12 protein-coding genes and 1 tRNA gene are annotated in these 19,309 nt (G+C 60.6%); 3 read left to right on the forward strand and 10 right to left on the reverse strand.

The window, feature by feature from the left end; translation table 11 throughout:
• Positions 1 to 242: 242 nt before the first annotated feature.
• Entirely contained in the window at positions 243 to 2,177 is a 1,935-nt protein-coding gene (gene dibA, locus BLU37_RS06370; RefSeq protein ID WP_090203274.1) for a phosphodiesterase DibA, read from the reverse strand.
• Positions 2,178 to 2,344: 167 nt separating this feature from the next.
• Here dibA and desA point away from each other — a divergent pair, with 167 nt between their 5' ends.
• Positions 2,345 to 3,529, forward strand: a complete 1,185-nt coding sequence (gene desA, locus BLU37_RS06375) for a delta-9 fatty acid desaturase DesA (RefSeq protein WP_172833004.1) — start codon at positions 2,345 to 2,347, stop codon at positions 3,527 to 3,529.
• 149 nt (positions 3,530 to 3,678) lie between these two features.
• A complete protein-coding gene (locus BLU37_RS06380) occupies positions 3,679 to 4,668 on the forward strand; it encodes a GGDEF domain-containing protein (protein ID WP_029379447.1) in 990 nt (329 codons plus the stop codon).
• A 144-nt stretch (positions 4,669 to 4,812) separates the two neighbouring features.
• Here BLU37_RS06380 and BLU37_RS06385 read toward each other — a convergent pair whose 3' ends face one another.
• The 3 genes from BLU37_RS06385 to gabD all read right to left on the reverse strand — a co-directional run bounded on the left by BLU37_RS06385 (position 4,813) and on the right by gabD (position 9,057).
• Positions 4,813 to 6,024: a response regulator gene (locus BLU37_RS06385; protein WP_090203280.1), complete on the reverse strand. Its 1,212-nt coding sequence runs from the start codon at positions 6,022 to 6,024 to the stop codon at positions 4,813 to 4,815.
• Between the two features lie 133 nt (positions 6,025 to 6,157).
• Complete coding sequence (gene gabT / locus BLU37_RS06390; RefSeq protein ID WP_090203283.1) at positions 6,158 to 7,438, reverse strand: 4-aminobutyrate--2-oxoglutarate transaminase; 1,281 nt, start codon at positions 7,436 to 7,438, stop codon at positions 6,158 to 6,160.
• 176 nt (positions 7,439 to 7,614) lie between these two features.
• Positions 7,615 to 9,057 carry an NADP-dependent succinate-semialdehyde dehydrogenase gene (gene gabD / locus BLU37_RS06395; RefSeq protein WP_010447367.1) on the reverse strand — a complete coding sequence of 481 codons (1,443 nt, stop codon included), beginning with the start codon at positions 9,055 to 9,057 and terminating at the stop codon, positions 7,615 to 7,617.
• Positions 9,058 to 9,545: 488 nt separating this feature from the next.
• Between gabD and BLU37_RS06400 the strand changes: the two genes are divergently transcribed.
• A tRNA-Arg gene (locus BLU37_RS06400) sits at positions 9,546 to 9,622 on the forward strand.
• 69 nt (positions 9,623 to 9,691) lie between these two features.
• Here BLU37_RS06400 and BLU37_RS06405 read toward each other — a convergent pair.
• The 6 genes from BLU37_RS06405 to BLU37_RS06430 form a co-directional block, all read right to left on the reverse strand.
• Positions 9,692 to 10,210: a hypothetical protein gene (locus BLU37_RS06405; protein WP_019362788.1), complete on the reverse strand. Its 519-nt coding sequence runs from the start codon at positions 10,208 to 10,210 to the stop codon at positions 9,692 to 9,694.
• 143 nt (positions 10,211 to 10,353) lie between these two features.
• The gene (locus BLU37_RS06410; protein ID WP_090203286.1) at positions 10,354 to 10,698 is read right to left on the reverse strand and encodes a hypothetical protein; all 345 of its coding nucleotides are present in this window, start codon (positions 10,696 to 10,698) and stop codon (positions 10,354 to 10,356) included.
• Positions 10,699 to 10,935: 237 nt separating this feature from the next.
• Positions 10,936 to 16,167: a dermonecrotic toxin domain-containing protein gene (locus tag BLU37_RS06415; RefSeq protein ID WP_090203289.1), complete on the reverse strand. Its 5,232-nt coding sequence runs from the start codon at positions 16,165 to 16,167 to the stop codon at positions 10,936 to 10,938.
• A gap of 148 nt (positions 16,168 to 16,315) precedes the next feature.
• Positions 16,316 to 17,395: a glycosyltransferase family 2 protein gene (locus BLU37_RS06420; protein WP_090203292.1), complete on the reverse strand. Its 1,080-nt coding sequence runs from the start codon at positions 17,393 to 17,395 to the stop codon at positions 16,316 to 16,318.
• Positions 17,385 to 18,341 (reverse strand): NAD-dependent epimerase/dehydratase family protein, encoded by a 957-nt coding sequence (locus BLU37_RS06425; RefSeq protein ID WP_090203295.1) that lies wholly within the window; start codon positions 18,339 to 18,341, stop codon positions 17,385 to 17,387. Before BLU37_RS06425 ends, BLU37_RS06420 begins: the two co-directional genes overlap by 11 nt.
• Positions 18,338 to 19,204 (reverse strand): alpha-1,2-fucosyltransferase, encoded by an 867-nt coding sequence (locus tag BLU37_RS06430; protein WP_090203298.1) that lies wholly within the window; start codon positions 19,202 to 19,204, stop codon positions 18,338 to 18,340. The genes BLU37_RS06425 and BLU37_RS06430 overlap by 4 nt, the downstream gene beginning before the upstream one ends.
• Positions 19,205 to 19,309 lie beyond the last annotated feature (105 nt).

A 19,309-nucleotide genomic window follows, 5' to 3' on the forward strand; every position in this document is an offset into this window, starting at 1 on the left:
GGCGGCACTGCTTTTTGGCGTTGAGGCAATCTTAGTCAGGCACGGTTATTCTTAAAAATACTATTTAAGAATTTTGATATAACTAAAATGAGAACAATTGAGAAAGATGGTCACCGCATAGCGGCGGATCGCCAGCACGCCGGCTCCTACAGGGTGTTGTGCCAGAGACAGAGCTTGTGGGCACTGAAAGACCTGTGGGAGCCGGCTTGCTGGCGATAACGTCCGGACAGGCGCCACCTGCATCAGACCGTTGCGCAGATCTGCGGGGCATGCTGCCAATCCAGCCTGGGCGCCGGCACCGGCCGACCGAACCAGTAACCCTGGCCCAGGTCGCACCCCTGCTCCAGCAGGAAACCCGCCTGTTCCTGCTGCTCGATACCCTCGGCATGCACCTGCATGCCCATGCTCTGCGCCAGAGCGATCACCACGCGCACGATCGCCGCGTCGTCTTCGTCCCAAGGCAGGCCGGCGACGAAGCCCTGGTCGATCTTGAGCTTCTGCACCGGCAAACGCTTGAGCCGCAACAGCGAGGAATAGCCGGTACCGAAGTCGTCGATCGCCAGGCTCACTCCCAGCTCACGCAGACGATGCAACTGCTCCAGCGCGACTTCGGGATCGTCCATTACCGCGCTTTCGGTCACTTCCAGTTCGAGCAGTGCCGGGTCCAGGCCCGTGTCGTCCAGGACCTTGGCCACCTGCTGGTACAGCTCGCGCCGGGCAAACAGCCGGCTGGAGACATTCACCGCAATGAACGACAGCGCCAGGCCGTCCTGCTGCCACTGGCACATCTGCCGGCAGGCCTGTTCCATGACCCAGGCATCGATCTCGGCGATCAATCCGGTGCGCTCGGCAATCGGAATGAATTCACCGGGCGAAACCAGGCCACGCTGCGGATGCTCCCAGCGCACCAGAGCCTCGACCCCGACCAGGCGACTGCCCCGCAGTTCATGCACCGGCTGGTAGTACACCCGCAATTCATGCTGCTCCAGCGCCCGGCGCAGCTCACCGGCCATTTCCACCCGATGTTGGGCATGGGCCGTCAGCTCCTCGGTGTACAGCGCGTACCCCTCGCGGCCGGCGCTCTTGGCCTTGAACAGCGCCGAGTCGGCGTTGCGCAGCAATTGCTCGGCATTCAGCGCATCGCTGGGGAACAGGCTGATGCCGATGCTGGCATTGATAAACAGCTGGTGGCCGTCAAGCAGGAACGGCTCCTTCAGCCCTTCGATCACCCGTTGGGCGAGGGCGGCCGCCTGGACTACCTGCGGACAGTTCTCGGCCAGCACGGCAAACTCGTCGCCACCCAGCCGCGCCAGGCTGATCCCGATGCCGAACAGGCCCTGCAGGCGCTCGCCCACCGCCTTGAGCAACTGGTCGCCGATATTGTGGCCAAGGCTGTCGTTGATGATCTTGAAATGGTCGAGGTCGATCAGCAGCAGGGAGCAGCCGCGCTTGTGCACCTGCGCCGAAGCCAGGGCCTGGGAGGTTCGGTCGGAAAACAACAGGCGATTGGGCAGGCCGGTCAGGGGATCGTAGTGCGCCAGTTGGCTCAACTCGTGCTGCGAGTTCTTGATCGCGGTGATATCGGAAAACACTGCGACATACTGGCTGAGCTGGCCCTGATCATCGCGAACCGCCCGGATCGTCTGCCACTGCGGGTAGATTTCGCCACTCTTGCGCCGGTTCCAGATCTCGCCATTCCACTCGCCACTCGCCTCCAGGGCCTGATAGACCTTCTGGTAGAACTCGGCCGAATGGCGCCCGGACTTGAACAGGCTCGGCCGCTTGCCCAGCACCTCGGCCTCCTGATAACCGGTAATGGCGACGAACGCCCGGTTGACGTGGACGATCAAGCCATCGCGGTTGGTGACCAACACCCCTTCGCGGGTGCAGTCGAACACCGCTGCGGCCCGACGCAGGCGCTCGCGATCCTCGACCGCCACTGCGGATTGCTGCTCCCGCGCGGCCTGGGCAAACCGCTGGTAGCGCGCATGGATCAGGAAAATCAGCACCGCACTGACGCTTATCCACAGGTAGCCGCGAACGATCTGCCAATGCACCAGTTGCTCGGGTTCATCGAAAAAACGGTTCAACACGTGCTGGCTGAGCTGGATCCAGAGGACCGACAACAACAGGTACAACACTCCCGCCTTCAAGGCACTGCGGTATGAACTTGCCATAAGCGGTACTAATTCCCTCTAGAAATGCCAAATTGCCCTACAAAACGACCGGAATTATAGAGTAAGAAACATCCCGGCACTCTTATCTGAAACGGCGACTGGTTTTCTCTGGTGGCTCAGTGATAATGCATCTGCTGTTCTTCACTTTATCGAGGGCCATACAGCCTATGTGGTACAACGGTTTCCTTGACCTGTCAGCCTGGCAACTGGTGGCGGTCACCCTGTTGATGACCCACGTGACCATCGTCGGCGTCACGGTTTATCTGCACCGCTATTCCGCCCACCGCTCCCTGGAGCTGAACGGCGGTCTCAAGCACTTCTTCCGTTTCTGGCTGTGGCTGACCACGGCACAGAATACCCGCGAGTGGACCGCAATCCACCGTAAACATCACGCAAAATGCGAAACTGTCGATGATCCCCACAGTCCGGTGGTCCTCGGCCTCTCGACCGTGCTGCGCACCGGGGCCGAACTGTACCGGGCCGAGGCACGCAACGCCGAGACCCTGCGCATCTACGGCAAGAACTGCCCGGACGACTGGCTGGAGCGCAACCTCTACAGCCGCTACAAGATGCTGGGCGTGGCGCTGATGGGTATTATCGACCTGCTGTTGTTCGGCGCCATCGGCATCACCATCTGGGCGATCCAGATGATGTGGATTCCGTTCTGGGCCGCCGGCGTGATCAACGGCCTGGGCCATGCCATCGGCTATCGCAACTTCGAGTGCCGCGACGCCGCCACCAACCTGGTGCCCTGGGGCATCCTGATCGGCGGCGAAGAGTTGCACAACAACCATCACACCTATCCCAACTCGGCCAAGCTCTCGGTGAAGGCATGGGAGTTCGACCTGGGTTGGGCCTGGATCAAGGTCTTCAGCTTCCTGCGTCTGGCCAGGGTACAGCGTGTCGCGCCGATCGCCCACCGGGTCGAGGGCAAGGGCCACCTGGACATGGACACCGCGATGGCGATTCTCAACAACCGCTTCCAGATCATGGCCCAGTACCGCAAGCTGGTGATCGCTCCGCTGGTGAAACAGGAACTGGCCAAGGTCGATCATTCCGTGCGCCAGAAATTCCGCCGGGCCAAGCGCCTGCTGTCGCGCGAGACCAGCCTGCTCAACGACAAGCACCAATTGCATATCGAAGGCATGCTGGAGCACAGCCAGGCGCTGAAAGTAATTTACGAGAAACGCCTGGCGCTACAACAGATCTGGGTCAAGACCAGTTCGAATGGCCACGACATGCTCGCGGCGATCAAGGACTGGGTCCATGAAGCCGAGGCCAGCGGTATTCATTCGCTGCGCGAGTTCGCCAATCAGCTGAAAACCTACTCCCTGCGCCCCAGCGCCGCCTGAACACCGCTGATCGGCGCGCCTCGTTACGAGGCGCGCCGTTCGGAACTTAGCGTCCATTCATCTATCTCAAATGCACTTCGCCATCCCGGCGGTTTGTCAGTGTCGTCGTGCCAGGTATCGGCGCGGCCCACCCAGTGAGATGTGTGTCGATGGTAATAAAAAAACCCAAACCGTCTTTGCTCAAACAGTGGCCGGAAGCCGCTGAAACCCTGCTTGCGCTGGTGCATGCACAGGGCGAGGTCGCGCGCCTGAGCGAGCGCGAACAACTGTTCAGTTCCCTGCTGGTCAGCGTCAATGCCGTACTCTGGGCCTTCGACTGGGAGGCCCGGCAGATGCTCTATGTCAGCCCGGCCTACGAGCGCATCTTCGGGCGCTCGGCCGGGCTGTTGCTGGCCGACTACGACGAGTGGCGCAACAGCATCTACCCGGACGATCTCGACTACGCCGAGCGCAGCCTGGCCGAGGTGCTGGAAAAGGGCGCGGTGGAAGACCGCGAGTACCGCATCATCAGTGCCGATGGGGAAATCCGCTGGCTCAGCGACAAATGCTTCATCAGCCGCCAGGCCGAGCCGGACCAGCGGGTGATCGTGGTCGGGATCGCCGAGGACATCACCGAAAAGAAGCTGCTGGAAGACGAACTGCAGCGCCTGGCAACCACCGATGTACTGACCGGCAGCAGCAACCGTCGGCATTTCTTCGAATGTGCCCACCGCGAGTTCGAACAGGCGCGATTGCAGGGGTCGCCGCTGGCGTTCCTGCTGCTGGATATCGATGATTTCAAGCAGATCAACGACACCTACGGTCATCCGGCAGGCGACCAGGTGCTGCAACGGATCGCCGAAACCGGCCGCTCGGCACTGCGCAGCGGCGACCTGTTCGGACGTATCGGCGGCGAGGAGTTCGCCGCCCTGCTGCCCGGCTGTGCCCCGGACATGGCGCTGATGATCGCCGAGCGCCTGCAGCGGGAAATTCAGCGCCTGGCGTTCAACCAGGAAGGGGAAAACTTCGGCACCACCGTCAGCCAGGGCCTGACCAACCTGACAGCAGAGGATGAGTTACTCGACAGTCTGTTCGCCCGAGCAGACGGGGCGATGTATCAGGCCAAGCGCCAGGGCAAGAATCAGATCGTGCTGGCGTAGATCGTACTGGCGTAGCCCCGACTCCACAGGCGACACAGCACCTGTAGGAGCCGGCTTGCTGGCGATAGCGGTGTAGCAGCCACCGAAAGGGTCGACGCTCGGATCGCTATCGCCAGCAAGCCGGCTCCCACAAGGGAAAGAGGGTCAGTTCTTGCGCAGTCGCGTCAGGTCCGCCAGGCCGATCTTGAGCAGTCGCGCGGCACGGCTCTTGGCGACGTCCTCGATGCCCTCCCTGGGCGTCAGGTGCGCCAGTTGTGCCGCCAGGTTCATCGCCAGCGCTTCACGGGAATACACCCCGCCACCGAGCTGATAGATCGCCGCGATCAACTCCCGCAGTTCCAGCGGCAAGCGCCAGCGGGTACGCAGCGCGGAACCATAACTGGCGCCCAGCGCAAACAGCGACTCACCAATCTGCTCATCATCCAGCTCGCCACCCGCCTGCCGCCATTCCTGCAGACAGCGCAACAACGCCAGGTCGCCCAGACGGTGCAACAGCCCCGCGCAATAACAACGCTCCTGATCCAGATCGAACATCCGTGCCAACGTGCGTCCGTACTCGGCCGTGTGCAGCGACAACCCCCAATAGCGCTCGGCGTAATCGGCCAGAGCGGCGTCGCTGAGCTTGGCACTGCGCTTGAGGCTCAGGCCGAGGATCAGGTTCATGCTTTGGGCCGAGCCCAGGCGCATCAGGGCCTGGGCCAAGGTCTGTACCGCGCTGCCATGATGCTGCGCCGCACTGTTGGCGGCGGAGATCAGCACCGCAGTGATCTGCGGGTCGGTGGAGATTTCCTGCTCCAGCAGCTTGAGATCGAGGCCGGCAGGATTGAGGCTGCGTTTCACCGCAACCTGCACATCGGCCATCAGCGGCGCGCCATCCGACTGTTCGCGTCGCCGTTCGAGGAAAGTCTTGAGGTCCATACCCGGCGCCAGGGCCGGAATCTCGCAGGATACGCTCTGCCCGGCATCGAGCAGCAGATCCTGCAGGCGCTGGGTCAGGCCATCCATGTTGAGGGGTTTGGTCAGATAGGCCGTCGGTTGCAGCGGCAGGGCTTCGCGGACGCTGGCGATGTCGCTGCGCGAACTGATCAGGATGAACGGCAACAGTGGATGACGTTTTTTCTGGCGAATGTTGTAGAGCAGACTCAAGCCATCGACGCCTGGCAACTCGCGGTCGGCAATCACCAGATCGAAGGGCTGCTCGTTGAGTTGCTGCAAGGCATCCTGGCCATTGGCACAGAGTTCCAGCCGCGCATCACAACGCACCGTCAGCAGCACCTGTTTCAACAGGTCCCGTGCCCAAGGGTCCGCCTCGGCAATCAATACACGGGGTACAGCGGGCAAATCCAAAGCAGTCATCTTGCACTCTCCGAGAGCAGTCCTGACACATTAGTCAAAACAGCCGCCCAGATACAACCGGGCCCCCCGATTGGCGGATCCTGAAACAAAAAAAACCCGCCGAAGCGGGTCTTTTTGTCTAACGCATCACGACTCAGGCGAGTTCGGCGAAGCACTCTTCGATGATCGCCAGGCCCTTGTCCAACTGCTCATCCGGCGAGGTCAGCGGGACCAGCACGCGCAGGACGTTGCCGTAGGTGCCGCAAGACAGCAGGATCAAGCCCTTGTCACGGGCCTTGGCGACGATCTGCGCCACGGCTGCCGCGTTCGGCTTGTGGCTGTCGCCGTCTTCGAACAGCTCGAGCGCGATCATCGCGCCCAGGGCACGCACTTCACCGATCACCGGGTGCTTGGCCTGGATCTTCTTCAGGCCACTGACCAGACGCTCGCCAACAGCCTTGCAGCGGTCCAGCAGGTGCTCTTCCTCGAACACTTCCATCACGGCCAGGGCCGCAGCGCAGGCAATCGGGCTACCGGCGTAGGTGCCGCCCAGGCCGCCCGGAGCGATGGCGTCCATGTATTCGGCCTTGCCGCACACACCGGCCAGCGGGAAGCCACCGGCGATGGACTTGGCGAAAGTGGTCAGGTCCGGAGCGACTCCCATCTGTTCCATGGCGAAGAAGGTACCGGTACGACCGGCGCCGGTTTGTACTTCGTCGGCGATCAGCAGGATGCCATGCTGGTCGCACAGGGCACGCAGGCGCTTCATGAACTCTTTGGGCGCGACGTAGAAACCACCTTCGCCCTGGACCGGCTCGATGATGATCGCGGCGATGTCACGGGGCTCGGCGTCGTTCTTGAAGATGCGCTCGATGCTGGCGATGGAGTCGTCGATGCTCACGCCGTGCAGTTCGTTCGGGTACAGCGCGCGGAAGATACCGCCGGGCATCAGGCCCATGCCGGCCGAGTAAGGCACGACTTTGCCGGTCAGGCCCAGGGTCATCATGGTGCGGCCGTGGTAGGCGCCGGTGAAGGCGATCACACCGGCGCGGCCAGTGGCGGCACGGGCGATCTTCACGGCGTTTTCCACCGCTTCGGAACCGGTGGTGACCAGCAGGGTTTTCTTGGCGAAATCACCCGGAACCTTGGCGTTCACTTTCTCGCACAGCTCTACGTAAGGTTCGTAGGCCAGGACCTGGAAGCAGGTGTGGGTCAGCTTGTTCAACTGCTCGGTCACTGCGGCGATGATTTTCGGGTGCACGTGGCCAGTGTTCAGCACGGCGATACCGCCGGCGAAGTCGATGAACTCGCGACCTTCGACGTCGGTCACGGTGGCGTTCTTCGCCGACTCGGCGAAGATCGGGTGGATCTGGCCGACGCCGCGTGGAACGGCAGCCTGGCGGCGTTGCATCAAGGATTCGTTGGTCTTGCTCATATTGTCCTCATTCACCGCTCATCGGGCGGCGTGGTTCAAGGATGACGCGGCAGAGAAAGCACTGCACCAGCATACGATGATCGACTGGCACAGCGTTCCGGCCACATGGGGAGTGACGTTTGAAACGCGACAGGGACAACGCTCTCGTGCCCCTGTCGCCGAACCATCCGACCGGGTCAGACGCCCAGGCAGAGATATTTGATTTCCAGGTAGTCTTCGATGCCGTACTTGGAACCTTCACGGCCCAGGCCCGAAGCCTTGATGCCACCAAACGGCGCGACTTCGTTGGAGATCAGCCCGGTGTTGACGCCGACCATGCCGTATTCCAGAGCCTCGGCCACGCGGAACACGCGGCCCAGGTCACGGGCGTAGAAGTAGGAAGCCAGGCCGAACTCGGTGTCGTTGGACATCGCGATGACGTCGGCTTCATCCTTGAAACGGAACAGCGGCGCCAGCGGCCCGAAGGTTTCTTCCTTGGCCACGGCAGCGTTGTTCGGCACGTTGACCAGTACGGTCGGTTCGAAGAAGTTGCCTTCCATCGCGTTGCCGCCGGTCAGCACGGTGGCGCCTTTGCTCAGGGCATCGGCGATGTGCTCCTTGACCTTGGCCACGGCTTTCTCGTCGATCAAGGGACCGGTGGTGGTGCCCTCTTCCAGGCCGTTGCCGATCTTCAGTTTGGCGACCGCCGCCTTGAGTTTCTCGGCAAAGGCATCGTAGACACCTTCCTGCACGTACAGGCGGTTGGCGCAGACGCAGGTCTGGCCGTTGTTGCGGTACTTGGAGATGATCGCGCCCTCGACGGCCTTATCCAGGTCGGCGTCGTCGAACACGATGAACGGCGCGTTGCCGCCCAGCTCCAGGGAAACCTTTTTAATGTCCTTGGCACATTCGGCCATCAGTTGGCGACCGATTTCGGTCGAGCCGGTGAAGGACAGCTTGCGCACGATCGGGTTGCTGGTCAGCTCGCCGCCGACTTCGCCGGCGCTGCCGGTGACCACGCTGAACACGCCTTGCGGAATGCCGGCACGCTGGGCCAGCTCGGCCAGGGCCAGAGCCGAGAACGGGGTCTGCGAAGCGGGCTTGAGCACCATGGTGCAACCGGCGGCCAGAGCTGGGCCGGCTTTACGGGTGATCATCGCGGCAGGGAAGTTCCACGGGGTGATCGCTGCGGTCACACCGATCGGCTGCTTGATCACGATCAGGCGCTTGTCGGGCTGGTGGCCGGGAATCACGTCGCCATAGACGCGCTTGGCTTCTTCGGCGAACCACTCGATGAAGGACGCGGCGTAGGTGATTTCGCCCTTGGCTTCGGCCAGCGGCTTGCCCTGCTCGAGGGTCATCAGCCGTGCCAGGTCGTCCTGGTTCTCGATCATCAGTTCGAACCAGCGACGCAGTTTGTTCGAACGCTCCTTGGCGGTCAGCGCGCGCCAGGCCGGCAGCGCCTTGTCGGCGGCTTCGATGGCACGGCGGGTTTCGGCAGCGCCCATCTTCGGCACGGTACCCAGGATTTCGCCGGTGGCCGGGTTGTTGACCTTGATCGTCTGACCATTGTCCGCGTCGGCCCAGGCCCCGTTGATGAAGGCTTGCTGGCGGAACAACTGGCTATCTTTGAGCTGCATGTGGCTTTCCTTAACAGCACCGCGCGTGCGCGCAGCGTTTTATTGATTGTAGAAAGGCGCCTTGGGGGCTGCCGTCAGGAAGTTCATTCACCGGGCCGAAGCACATAAATAGCGCACAGAAGAGAGCCGTGCGGTTCAGCACCCAGACAGGAGCGTTTGAAATCTCAAACGAATCCTAGGATCAATGGGGTTAAAGGACAATAGTCTGTTCGAAAAAAAGAACGAGAACCGACACTTGGCAGGGATTTTCTGATCAGCGTCCCTTCGGGTCTGATGGTGCATCGGAAGGCGGCGCCAACCCGGAAAACCCAGGCCAATGCGCAGCAGAAAAACCATGGATCCGTTGCGCCAAAGCGCCAGAAGACGCTCTAGCCGGGCGCAAGGAGTGGCAGAGGCAGGAAAATGCACCACGGGGACGGCGTAAAGTCTCCGGCTGAAAACCACCGTGGACGCCTAGGGTCGAGATAGGTATGATGGCGCCCGCACAAGCACTCGTAGCTCAGCTGGATAGAGTACTGCCCTCCGAAGGCAGGGGTCGTGGGTTCGAATCCCGCCGAGTGCGCCATCTTTAACAAGAATGCCCTGGATCGTCGATCCGGGGCATTTTTGTTTTCAGGATTCGTAAACCCCGCCTCTAGAAATTATCCATCACATTGCACATCGACGCCTTCGCCGTCTGCGTCGCATCGACGATCTGCAACCACTCCTCACCTGCGCGCCGTTCATCCAGTTCAATCCGGCAGCCGCCGGCCATGGTTGCCTGCAGCTGGTAATCCACGCCGGGACGGGGCACGAAGCTCAGGGTATTGAAGCACTGCCGGGCATAACGCTGTTGCGCCAGGTAATGAAACGCAATGGGCTTGTTCGCCGGGATAACCAGCTCCGACGAGACGACATCCGCCGAGCGTGGTGCCATTCCTGGCATCCCCAGACGCTCACCGTTGCGATCAGTAAAGCCTGACTGCGCCGAAACCATCACACCGGCACCAGGGCTCGTCCAGTCCAGGCAGTTGCGTCCAGGCACCGCACGCACCATACCGTCACTGACGACACGTAGCCGGGCCGTTTCCCCCGCTTGCGGCGAGGTATAGGCGGTCGAGAACGAACGGATATTGGATACCTGACCACAACCGCCGAGCAGCACCAGGAGCATGGCAGGGGCAACACGTAGAATTTTCATGGGCAATCGACTCGCTGAGAGCCTGTTCATGGCCTGTGGCGCTCAGCCCATAGGGCGTGAAAGATCGCCGAGCGTCACTCTTCAGCTCGTGAACAGGCTTGAGAAAGACAGGCCTGTCAGGGCTGACGGCAGTTCTGGGTGACGGACAGTTGCGGTGCCGGTTCGAAGCTCACGCGCTGCAAGCCATTGGCGCCCTGAAAGATGAAGTACTTGATGCGACAATCCTTGAACGTCGGCGAATAGCCCTCGGCCCTGAACCCCTCCCCCTTGACCTCCTTGGTCACGGTAGTGTTACGGCTCACCACCGCGAGCACCTGTGGATAACTATCGCCCATCTTCACCCCCGGCTCGCCGGTGGTGGACATTGACGAGGCACAGCCACCAAGCCCCAGGGTCGCGAACAGTGCGGTCGCAACCCGATGGCCATGACGTGCCTGATTGACGTTGTTCCGGTTGTTCATTGCTGTTCTCCATCCCTGAGTTTTTATCGACGACCTTCGCAAACCGCTGACTCATTGATACGGCCAACCTTGCAGAGTTCCCTGTTAACTGGCAAGAAAACCCGGAGTCCTTCATGCAGTAGAAACGCGTGAGCACCGCATCAGTCTGTTCACGGTATCGCGCTCCATCGAGAGGGGCGCAGCCGCCTTGATCCACTGCTGCGCACAATCGAGCAACCGGACCAGGGCGACCGACACTCACGCTACACGGATAAAAAACACCACGATCCGCTGCGACCCCGGCACCCGCTGCAGGCCCGCCACCAACTTCACCAATCGCCCCTCTTCGAGCGCCACCCTGGCCGGTTGCAGCAGCGCGCTGTGGCTGGTCGAGCGGGTATCGACCAACCGCCGCAGCCAGTCATCCGTCAGTTGCAACGGCGCTCGCGGGGAGCTGAACAGCACCACCGAGTTGCCCTTGGTCCACTTGAGATGGATGAAGTAGTGATGCTCGGACCCCGGATGCACGCAGTCGAGGTTGACCGAGAGGTAGGAGCGGGCCTTGGGGATCTCGGTCACGACAAAACCGTGACGCCGCAGGATGTCTTTGACGGCACGCTCGGTATGCAGCGACAGGTCCTGGATACGGTGCCGCCCCTCGATGTCGAAGAAGCGCGGATTGATCACGTGGCCAGGGTCGAAATCCAGTCGGGAAAAGCCCGCGCTGCCCGGGGCACCGATGCGAAACGGATTCCGAATGGGCCGGTCGTCGAGTTCCCGGAACAGCACGTGCAGGTCCAGGCCTCGGGTTTCCCAGGTTTCCAGCGTGCGCCTGAGCGCGACCATGCGGCTGGCGGTGGTGGCGGTGCCTGCTGTGTCGGCACGCTCGACCAGCCGATTGAGCGTGAGTGTCCGGCTGTCAGCGGTCATTCCCGGTGCAATCGCGGCGAGCGAGCGCTCCGCGGGCACATCGAACAACGGCTCGCGCGGCGTCCACAGCCGAGTCTGCGGGTCGAAGGTGGCCGGCAGCGGTTGCTGGTCCAGGTGCGACCACCAGCGCTCGAAATCACTCAGCGCCAGCTCGGCCAAGGCACCGGGACGCCGGATGAACACGATCTCGGGATCGATGTCGGAACCCTCGGCAAGCAGTTCGAAATAATGCCCATCGAGTTTCAGCAGACGAACGTCGCTGTCGCGGTAGCGATACAGGCCCTTGTCCGCCGACAACTCGATAACGTCGCTGTCCTCCAGAGCCAGGCCCCAGGCCTTCCAGTGCGTACGCGCCGTTGCCGGTCGGCGGCTCATCCACGCCAACCTTGATACCGGAGCCACCGTGGGCGCCGGCTCGGCAGCCTGCACCCAGGGACGGTGATAGGCCGCACGACTGGGGCCGGGCTGCGGCTCGGGTGCATCGGCACGCAACAGGTGCTCGCCAGGCTCGCGAATATGCAGGATCAGTTCATTCTCCTGCTCGGCGGTTTTCTTCAGGCGCAAGGCGCTTTCGCCCTTTGGCCGATAGACCTCGTAGTGCTGGCGACCATCGCTGATGAACTGCACGCCGTTTTTCACCTGACTGCCGGCGTTGATCGGCCCACGCAGGGCCACCGCGTCGTCGTCGGCGAGGGTCGTTGCGTACCCCTGCAGCAAGGGCTCGGGCCGGGTTGGCGGATCGCGCTTTTTCAACGCCGCCGCGCCCTTGTGATACAGCGTGCGTCGTCGGCTGATGCTCCTGAGCACCGCACGCGCCCCGGCACCACTGGCCACTCGTGCCGGCCGCGCGGCCCAGCCCGCCGGGTAGAGGGTCAGGGCGATGTCGGCCAGGGTCATGTGCGCGGCCTTGAACAGTTCGAACGCATCACGCAGATCGCCGCTGCGATGGAACTGACGCAAGGCCACCGCCGTTTCATGGACATTGACACCAATACTGGCGACCGGCACCACCGACAGCACCCTCAGCCAGAAGGCGGTACGTTGTTCCCGCGCGAGGACCTCGCGCTGTTGCGACAACTGTCGCGCGGAATTCGAGACAGCCCTGGCCCGCAGTTGCGCCCGCAGCACAAAGGCATGAGCGAGGATCAGCGACAGGTCCGTGCGCGTGGTCTTTTCCAGGTGCAGCCACTGCTCGGGGTTCTGCGCGATCTCGCGGCGGACTTCCTTTTCCAATGCCTGCGGACTTGGCACGGCCTGCTCCGGTTCGCTGGTCCACCAGCTTCTGACCACCTTGAACAGCCAGCCGGAGCTGACCGCCAACAGCGGACTCATCGACGAGGAAACCGCTGTCGCAACATGGCCTGACTGCGGGCAGTCCTGCGCCGATGACAGTTCGGCGGGGTACTCCTCGATGACCTCCTCGGCCCAGCCCGCCGCCAACCGCTGCACGATATCCGTCACCCGCTGCGACGCCCGTTCGCGATCGACCAGCGCCCGCTGCGCCGCCTGCAGGTCCGGGTATTGCGTCAGGACCTGGGCATGGGGCGCACCAGGCAGATAGAGCAGCGTCAGCCCGGAGACCTTGTCGTGGATCGCCACCGCATTGCCCACATGCCGGGCGCGGGCGAAGGCCCGACCGGCGAAAGTGACGAAGTACAGTTCGATCGCCATGCGCTCACCAGGCGACAGCGTGGCGGACTCGCCACCCAGGGCCCGCTCGAACAGCTGCGCCGCCCGCTCGCCGAGCCCCTGTTGCCGGGCGCTGAACAACTCCAACCGGGCACGTTGCCGGACCAATCGATACAGCAGCGCCCGTTCCAGAAGCGGCAGCGCTTCGCGTCGGGGATCGTCGACGCCGTAGAAGGCTCGCTGAATCAGCGTGTCGTACTGCCCGCCCAGGTCCAACGCGAAAATCGTCGAGATCAGATAATCGGGCGTCAGGCGCGACTCCCAGGTGCTGTCCAGGATCCGCCCATATTCCAACCGGCGACGGGTTCCCGGGAGTTGCGGGTCGAGGTTCTCCAGGGCCAGTTGCAGGAAGCTGTAGTTCCGGTGCCGTTCGCTGACCACCGTCTTCGGCCCCGAGCCGCCCACCGGCTGCTCGGGGTGCGGGCTCCATACCCGCTCGACGCTGTCGGGCAGGTCGAACAGCGGGCTATCGACATCCAGTCCCGGATAAAGGCCGTCCTGCTTGAGCCGCTCGATGATTTTTCCCCGGGCGAAATCGTCCAGGTCCGGCAACTGCCGCTCCAGCCGACGCTCCAGGGCCTGCAGGCTTTGCTGGTGGCGACCGAGCAGACGCGCATACTGCCGACGCACCGCCAGCGCCGCGTCGGATAACCAAGCAGGCAGTTCGCGGGCCTGCGCGGTAGCGAATTGCAGGGCCGCGAGGTTGTCCAACGCCTGCTCGCGGGCATCGTGCCCGGGGACGACCAGGCTCTGCTCCAACTCATGGGCGAGCATTTGCAGGGAACCACGGACATCGGCGATCTCCGAGAAAGGTCGCAAGCCGCCCTCGATCGCCCGACAGATGCGCAGGTGCTGCTGAATCTGCTGTTGCACTCCCTCTCGCAGAGCATCGGCCGTGACGGGCCGATAATGCACCGCCACTCGCCCCTCCGCCGGTAACTGGCGCAGCCAGTCGCGCAGTGCAGCACGCTGATCGCGGGCCACCAGCGGCCAGAGGGTTTCGCCTTCCGGGGCGAGCAAGGTAAAGCCCACCTGCTGCGACAGGCTTTCGAGGTTGCTGAACGCCTCAAGGCCACCCAGCCGTCCCGGCACGAACAGCAAAGCCGGGGTATTCAACGTTCGATCCACCAGCGCCTGGCGAGTGGTGATGACACAGGCGCCGGTCAGCGTCCAGGACGACGCCTCTGGCCCGACGCAGAGGCTGGCTATGCGGGTATCGGGCGCGCGGCGTGGTGCCACCGACGACGGCGCCGGCAATACCTCGAGCAGACGCTCCAGCTCGGGCTGCTCGATCAACCCGAGCTGACGTTGCATGCGCGCCTCGTACAGCAGGGCCTGGCAGCGCCCCTTGAACAACCGCTCGGCAAGCTCGAAGCCCTGCTCGTCCTGGGTGCTCCAGAAGTCCGCTCGGGAATAGTCGTCGCGGCCCTGAAGCATTTCACGGACGAGGGCCGCCTGCTTCAGCCACGGTTCATGATCATCCAGCAGGACGCTCTGCTGCGACGCCCCGACCTGCGCCGTCCGTTGTTCGAGCAGCTTGAGCAACCCCCGCTCCTGACGCCGAACCTTGCTCTGACGCATGCGCTGGGGAATATCGGCGGCCAGGCTGCCAAAGGTGATCTCCAACATCCGATACTGCTCATCGCGACGCAACCATCGCGCGAGCAGCGGCTTGAGGGCCGGCAGGTAGGTCAACGCGGAGCGCCCGGCCTGCATCGCCTCCACTGCCTGCGATGGGGTCAGGCGCTCGGCGTCGGTCAAGCGTTCCGGCAGCATGTACGCCGCATTGAGCAGCAAGGCGCCGGCCCATTCATTGGCCAGTTGCGTATCCAGCCGGCCGAGGGCGCTGTGGGCCAGGGCGTCGTCGGTGAGGCTCGCGCATGCCTGGAAGCCGTAGGCCAGGGCCGCCGTGTCGGTCTGACCGAACAGGTGATGACGCTCCTGCAACGGCAGCAGTTGCCAGAGTCGATAGTTTCCCGGCGCATTGAGGTGCCGTGGCAGTTCGCGTTGCAATTCGGCCAGGCTGGCGAACTCGAAGAATTCCTCGGCAAATCCCGGCACAAAAACCACCTGGCGGCCCCGCGTGTCATTGTCGGCGCGCCACACATGCAGGGCACCACTGACCACCGGCGCGACCTGACCGAGCCCGGGCCAGACCAGCCCGGACACCGCCAACTGGGCCCAGCGCCCACCGGCCCACGCCCGGGCCTGGGCCGTCGGCGCCTCCAGTAGCCCCATCAGCATTCCGCTCGCCGCAGAAGACAACACACCGAGGCCGTGGGCCAGCAAGACCTTGTCGTGAAACAGCAACCTGTGCAGTTCGACCAGGCGATCGCGGCGCGAGAGGTGGCTGCCATCGGCCGGCAGTTGCCAGTAGTCATCCAGGGCCATCGCGATCCGGGAAGCCAGCCCCAAGCGCTTGAGGCGCTGCAACAGCTGGGCTGAGGTCCAGGCCAGCGGGCTGTCCGACACATCGGACAGGCTCAGTTCCACGCCCGTTTCCAGGACCAGGAACGGATTGCGCAACAGCGACAGGGCGACCTGCACCAAGGTGCGCGGCCCCTGGCGAGTGTCGCCTGGCGGTGGGGTGAACAGCAGCCGATGCGGATCATGCCCGAAGGTTTCGTTGAGGATCTGCTCGAGGACCACGGCGATCCGTGGCGCACGCTCCAGCAGCTTGCTGAGTTGGCGCTGGCTGTCGAGGCCACGCGCCAGTGCCGCCTGCAGCCGATTGAGCGACAGGCTGGGATGCGGCGATGCAGCGAGATAGGCGAGCAGTTTCTCGTCGAAATGCTTGAGCAGCACGGCGTCGGGCGCGGGCAAAATCGCCGCTCGATCGGCACTGGCCGTACCCTGCGGAACACGCTCCATGAGCTTTCCCTCTTTCCATGGAAAAAGGTAAAAGCCTAAAGCGCGACCCGCCGGGTGCAGGCGTTAGATAGTTAGCCCTGCCAAGCGAAATCAGACTACCAGAGGATAATGATTGAGGTTTGAACCTGCTCTGGAAAGCAATTGTCGTTTAGCGATAAAACAACGCTATCAGCCAATGTCTCAAACTGTTGAAAAGCCTACCATCCGGTCGCACTCTGAACAGGCGCAGCAAGCGTAAGGTCAACAAAGTTCTGAATGAGGCCTTGTTTAGAGGGTCGTTACTCAGGTTTTTCCAGCGAGAAACGATATCAGGGCAATCAGCCGCGACCCTGAAGTAAATGCGCAATGCGTGACTGAGCACAATAGACCTCGCATCCTCATCGCAGCTCTGCAATACCTCTCTCAGAGCTGTGTCTATTGCCTCGATGTCAACCTTCGAGCCAGGACTGCGTACTGCAACTATCGACTGGATACAGGATTTATCCTTACCCAAGCGCTCAAATACGTGCTCCCAATATCGCTGCTTTATTCCCTGTGACAGGAGCGCCTGACGGTTCGAAGCCGCTGTGGAAATTTGCGCAGGATGGACCCTGTACAGTAGTAGCACCTCTGGGACATTAGCCATCTTCCATCCCGCGATAGCTGCCCGAACCCACAGATCATAGTCCTCGGCCTTGTCACAGGAAGGATCATAGCGAAGCTGTCTTGCCAAATCTGCGGACATCATGACGGTTGGGTGTGCGAACGGGGAGCCAAATAGCATTTCCATTTTTATTGCTGCCTCCGACTCCGGCAGTCTGACCGTACGTTGATCAGAAGAACCGAAGCGCTTCACCCAGCTACCGACAAGATCAACATTGGAATGCACCAAGTAGTCGAGTTGTCTTTCGAACCTGAAGGGTAGCGCAATATCATCCTGATCCATTCTCGCAACCCATTGACCTTCTGCGAGCTCCAGTGCCTTATTCAGGGTACTGGTCAACCCCTGGTTTTTCTGAGTAAAAACTCTGACCCTGGGATCTTTTCGCTCATACTCCCTGAGTATTCCCAGTGAACCATCGCTGGAACCATCGTCGATGACAATGAGCTCAAAATCCGTGACTGATTGAGCCAGTATGGAATCGATAGCCTCAACAAGAAAAGGCTGCCCGTTGTAAACTGGAAGCACTACAGAAATCAGAGGCTTTATCCTGCCGCTCAGGACGTCCGCCTGAAAGCTAGAATCCATTTCTACCACTCCACAACCAATCACGTGTAGCAACAAGGCCGTCAAGAAGATCTATCTTTGCCTTCCAGCCGGTATCGCGTGTCAACTTAGAACTATCAAGCACATTTTTTTTCACATCAAAGACACGCTCGGCCTGGTGCTCAACATCAACCTCGCAGTTAAGTTGCCGCATCAAGGGTCGGATATGATTGACAATGTCCATATTAGTCGAGCCAATAGAAGAGCCCAGATTATAGCACTCTGAAACCTTTCCAAACTCAAGGGCACTTACTATGCCTGAAGCAGCATCGGAGATGTACAAGTAATCTCGGACAGAGCCTGTATCACCAAATACCTTTATTGGTAACCCCTTGATCGCGGAAGCTATTGCAGTAGAAATAAAACCTTGGCCAATGAACGGCCGTTGCCCCACACCATAGGCATTGGCGGGGCGAACACAAATAAACTGCAGACCATGCGTCTTCGCGTACAGATAAGCGTAGTTTTCCAGTGTCAGCTTTGTCACGCCATAGGGTGAAATCGGGTTGGCCGGATGTCCCTCCATAATCGGAACAGACTGCGCCTCTCCGTATACCGTCCCTCCCGATGAAATCAGCACAAGCTTGATGGAGCGCCTTGCCGCCTCGGCAAAGAGTTGTACGGTCGGTGGCAAATTCTGCAGAAGATCCGCCAGAGGATTTTCAAAAGATGTGTTTGGCACCGTGGCATATGCCAAGTGTATGACTTCCTGGTGGGCATCGAGCAGGTCGCCTATCAGAGCTGGCTGACCAAAGTCACCACACACGTAGACAGCCTCTTCCGGAAGCGCAAATCGTGGCGAAGCACTTCTCCCGAGAACAGTGACTCGCCTGCCCGTGGCCAGAAGCTGAGGAACGAGGTAGGCGCCGATATAGCCTCCTCCACCGATCACCAGGGTGCTTTTTTCAGAGGCATTTCGAGTGCTCATAAAACCATCCACTCGGAGGGGATCAGATCTTTGGTATTAGTACCGTCAGTAAACCACTGCTTGGGAGCGATCACTATTTTTTCAGGAGAGGGGTTTAGCCAGGCGCCCCACCAGCTAAATGAACTGTTGGCAATGACATGGTGTTTACAGTAACTCATGAGGCGCATGTCATTATAGCTTTCGCCAGCTTTATTATGAGCAACAAAATAAGACTCTGCCTCAAACTCCAAATTATCTTTCACCCACTCGATATCATCAGAGAAGACAAAAAATACAGGATTACCAGACCTCGCCGAGACATGTGCAATCGCCGACCTGTAATACTCCAAAGAGCAAGAGGCATAAACAGAATTATTTAAATAATCCCCGCGCCTTATGTGGACACTTACAGAATTCGACTTACGAATTCTTTCAGAATAGAAGGAGTTCTCTTCTGACATATTCGAGTCGAAGGAAAAGTCTTGACGAATAACTTCAGAAAATTTATTGAAATATTTTTCGCTCTGCCAATAACCAAACAGATAACAATTCTTCGGAAGAAAATTAACACCCTCCCAGTACTGAAAAAAAGGCTCAATGGCCAGGCTTTTTTTTCGCAACCAGGAAAATTGTGGTCGCCTCAAGACTCGATGGATAAAAAGATTTTGTTGCCAACCCAACACACTTTTTACATCTTCAACTTTTGCCAAGGAGCTTCTAACTTTGAATACCCGATCCAGTTCATATCCCTGATGCAGAGGGTAGGAGTCATATGATGAAATATCGAGCAACAAGTCGGACTTAAGTTCAAGAGACAGGGAACGAGCCATGGCATATTGGAACATTTGGTTCCCAAGGCCGCCAATGATATTGGAAATAATCATGTTAGCTTTTCCTTTTTTTCACATCGAGCACCCTTGAAACCAGCGGCAAAAAATGTCAACCTTGAATAAGTTGTGTGTATTATCATGCAAACCTGAATCAACCAC

The sequence above is a fragment of the Pseudomonas asplenii genome, assembly GCF_900105475.1.
In the GTDB taxonomy this organism is placed as follows: Bacteria; Pseudomonadota; Gammaproteobacteria; order Pseudomonadales; family Pseudomonadaceae; genus Aquipseudomonas; species Aquipseudomonas asplenii.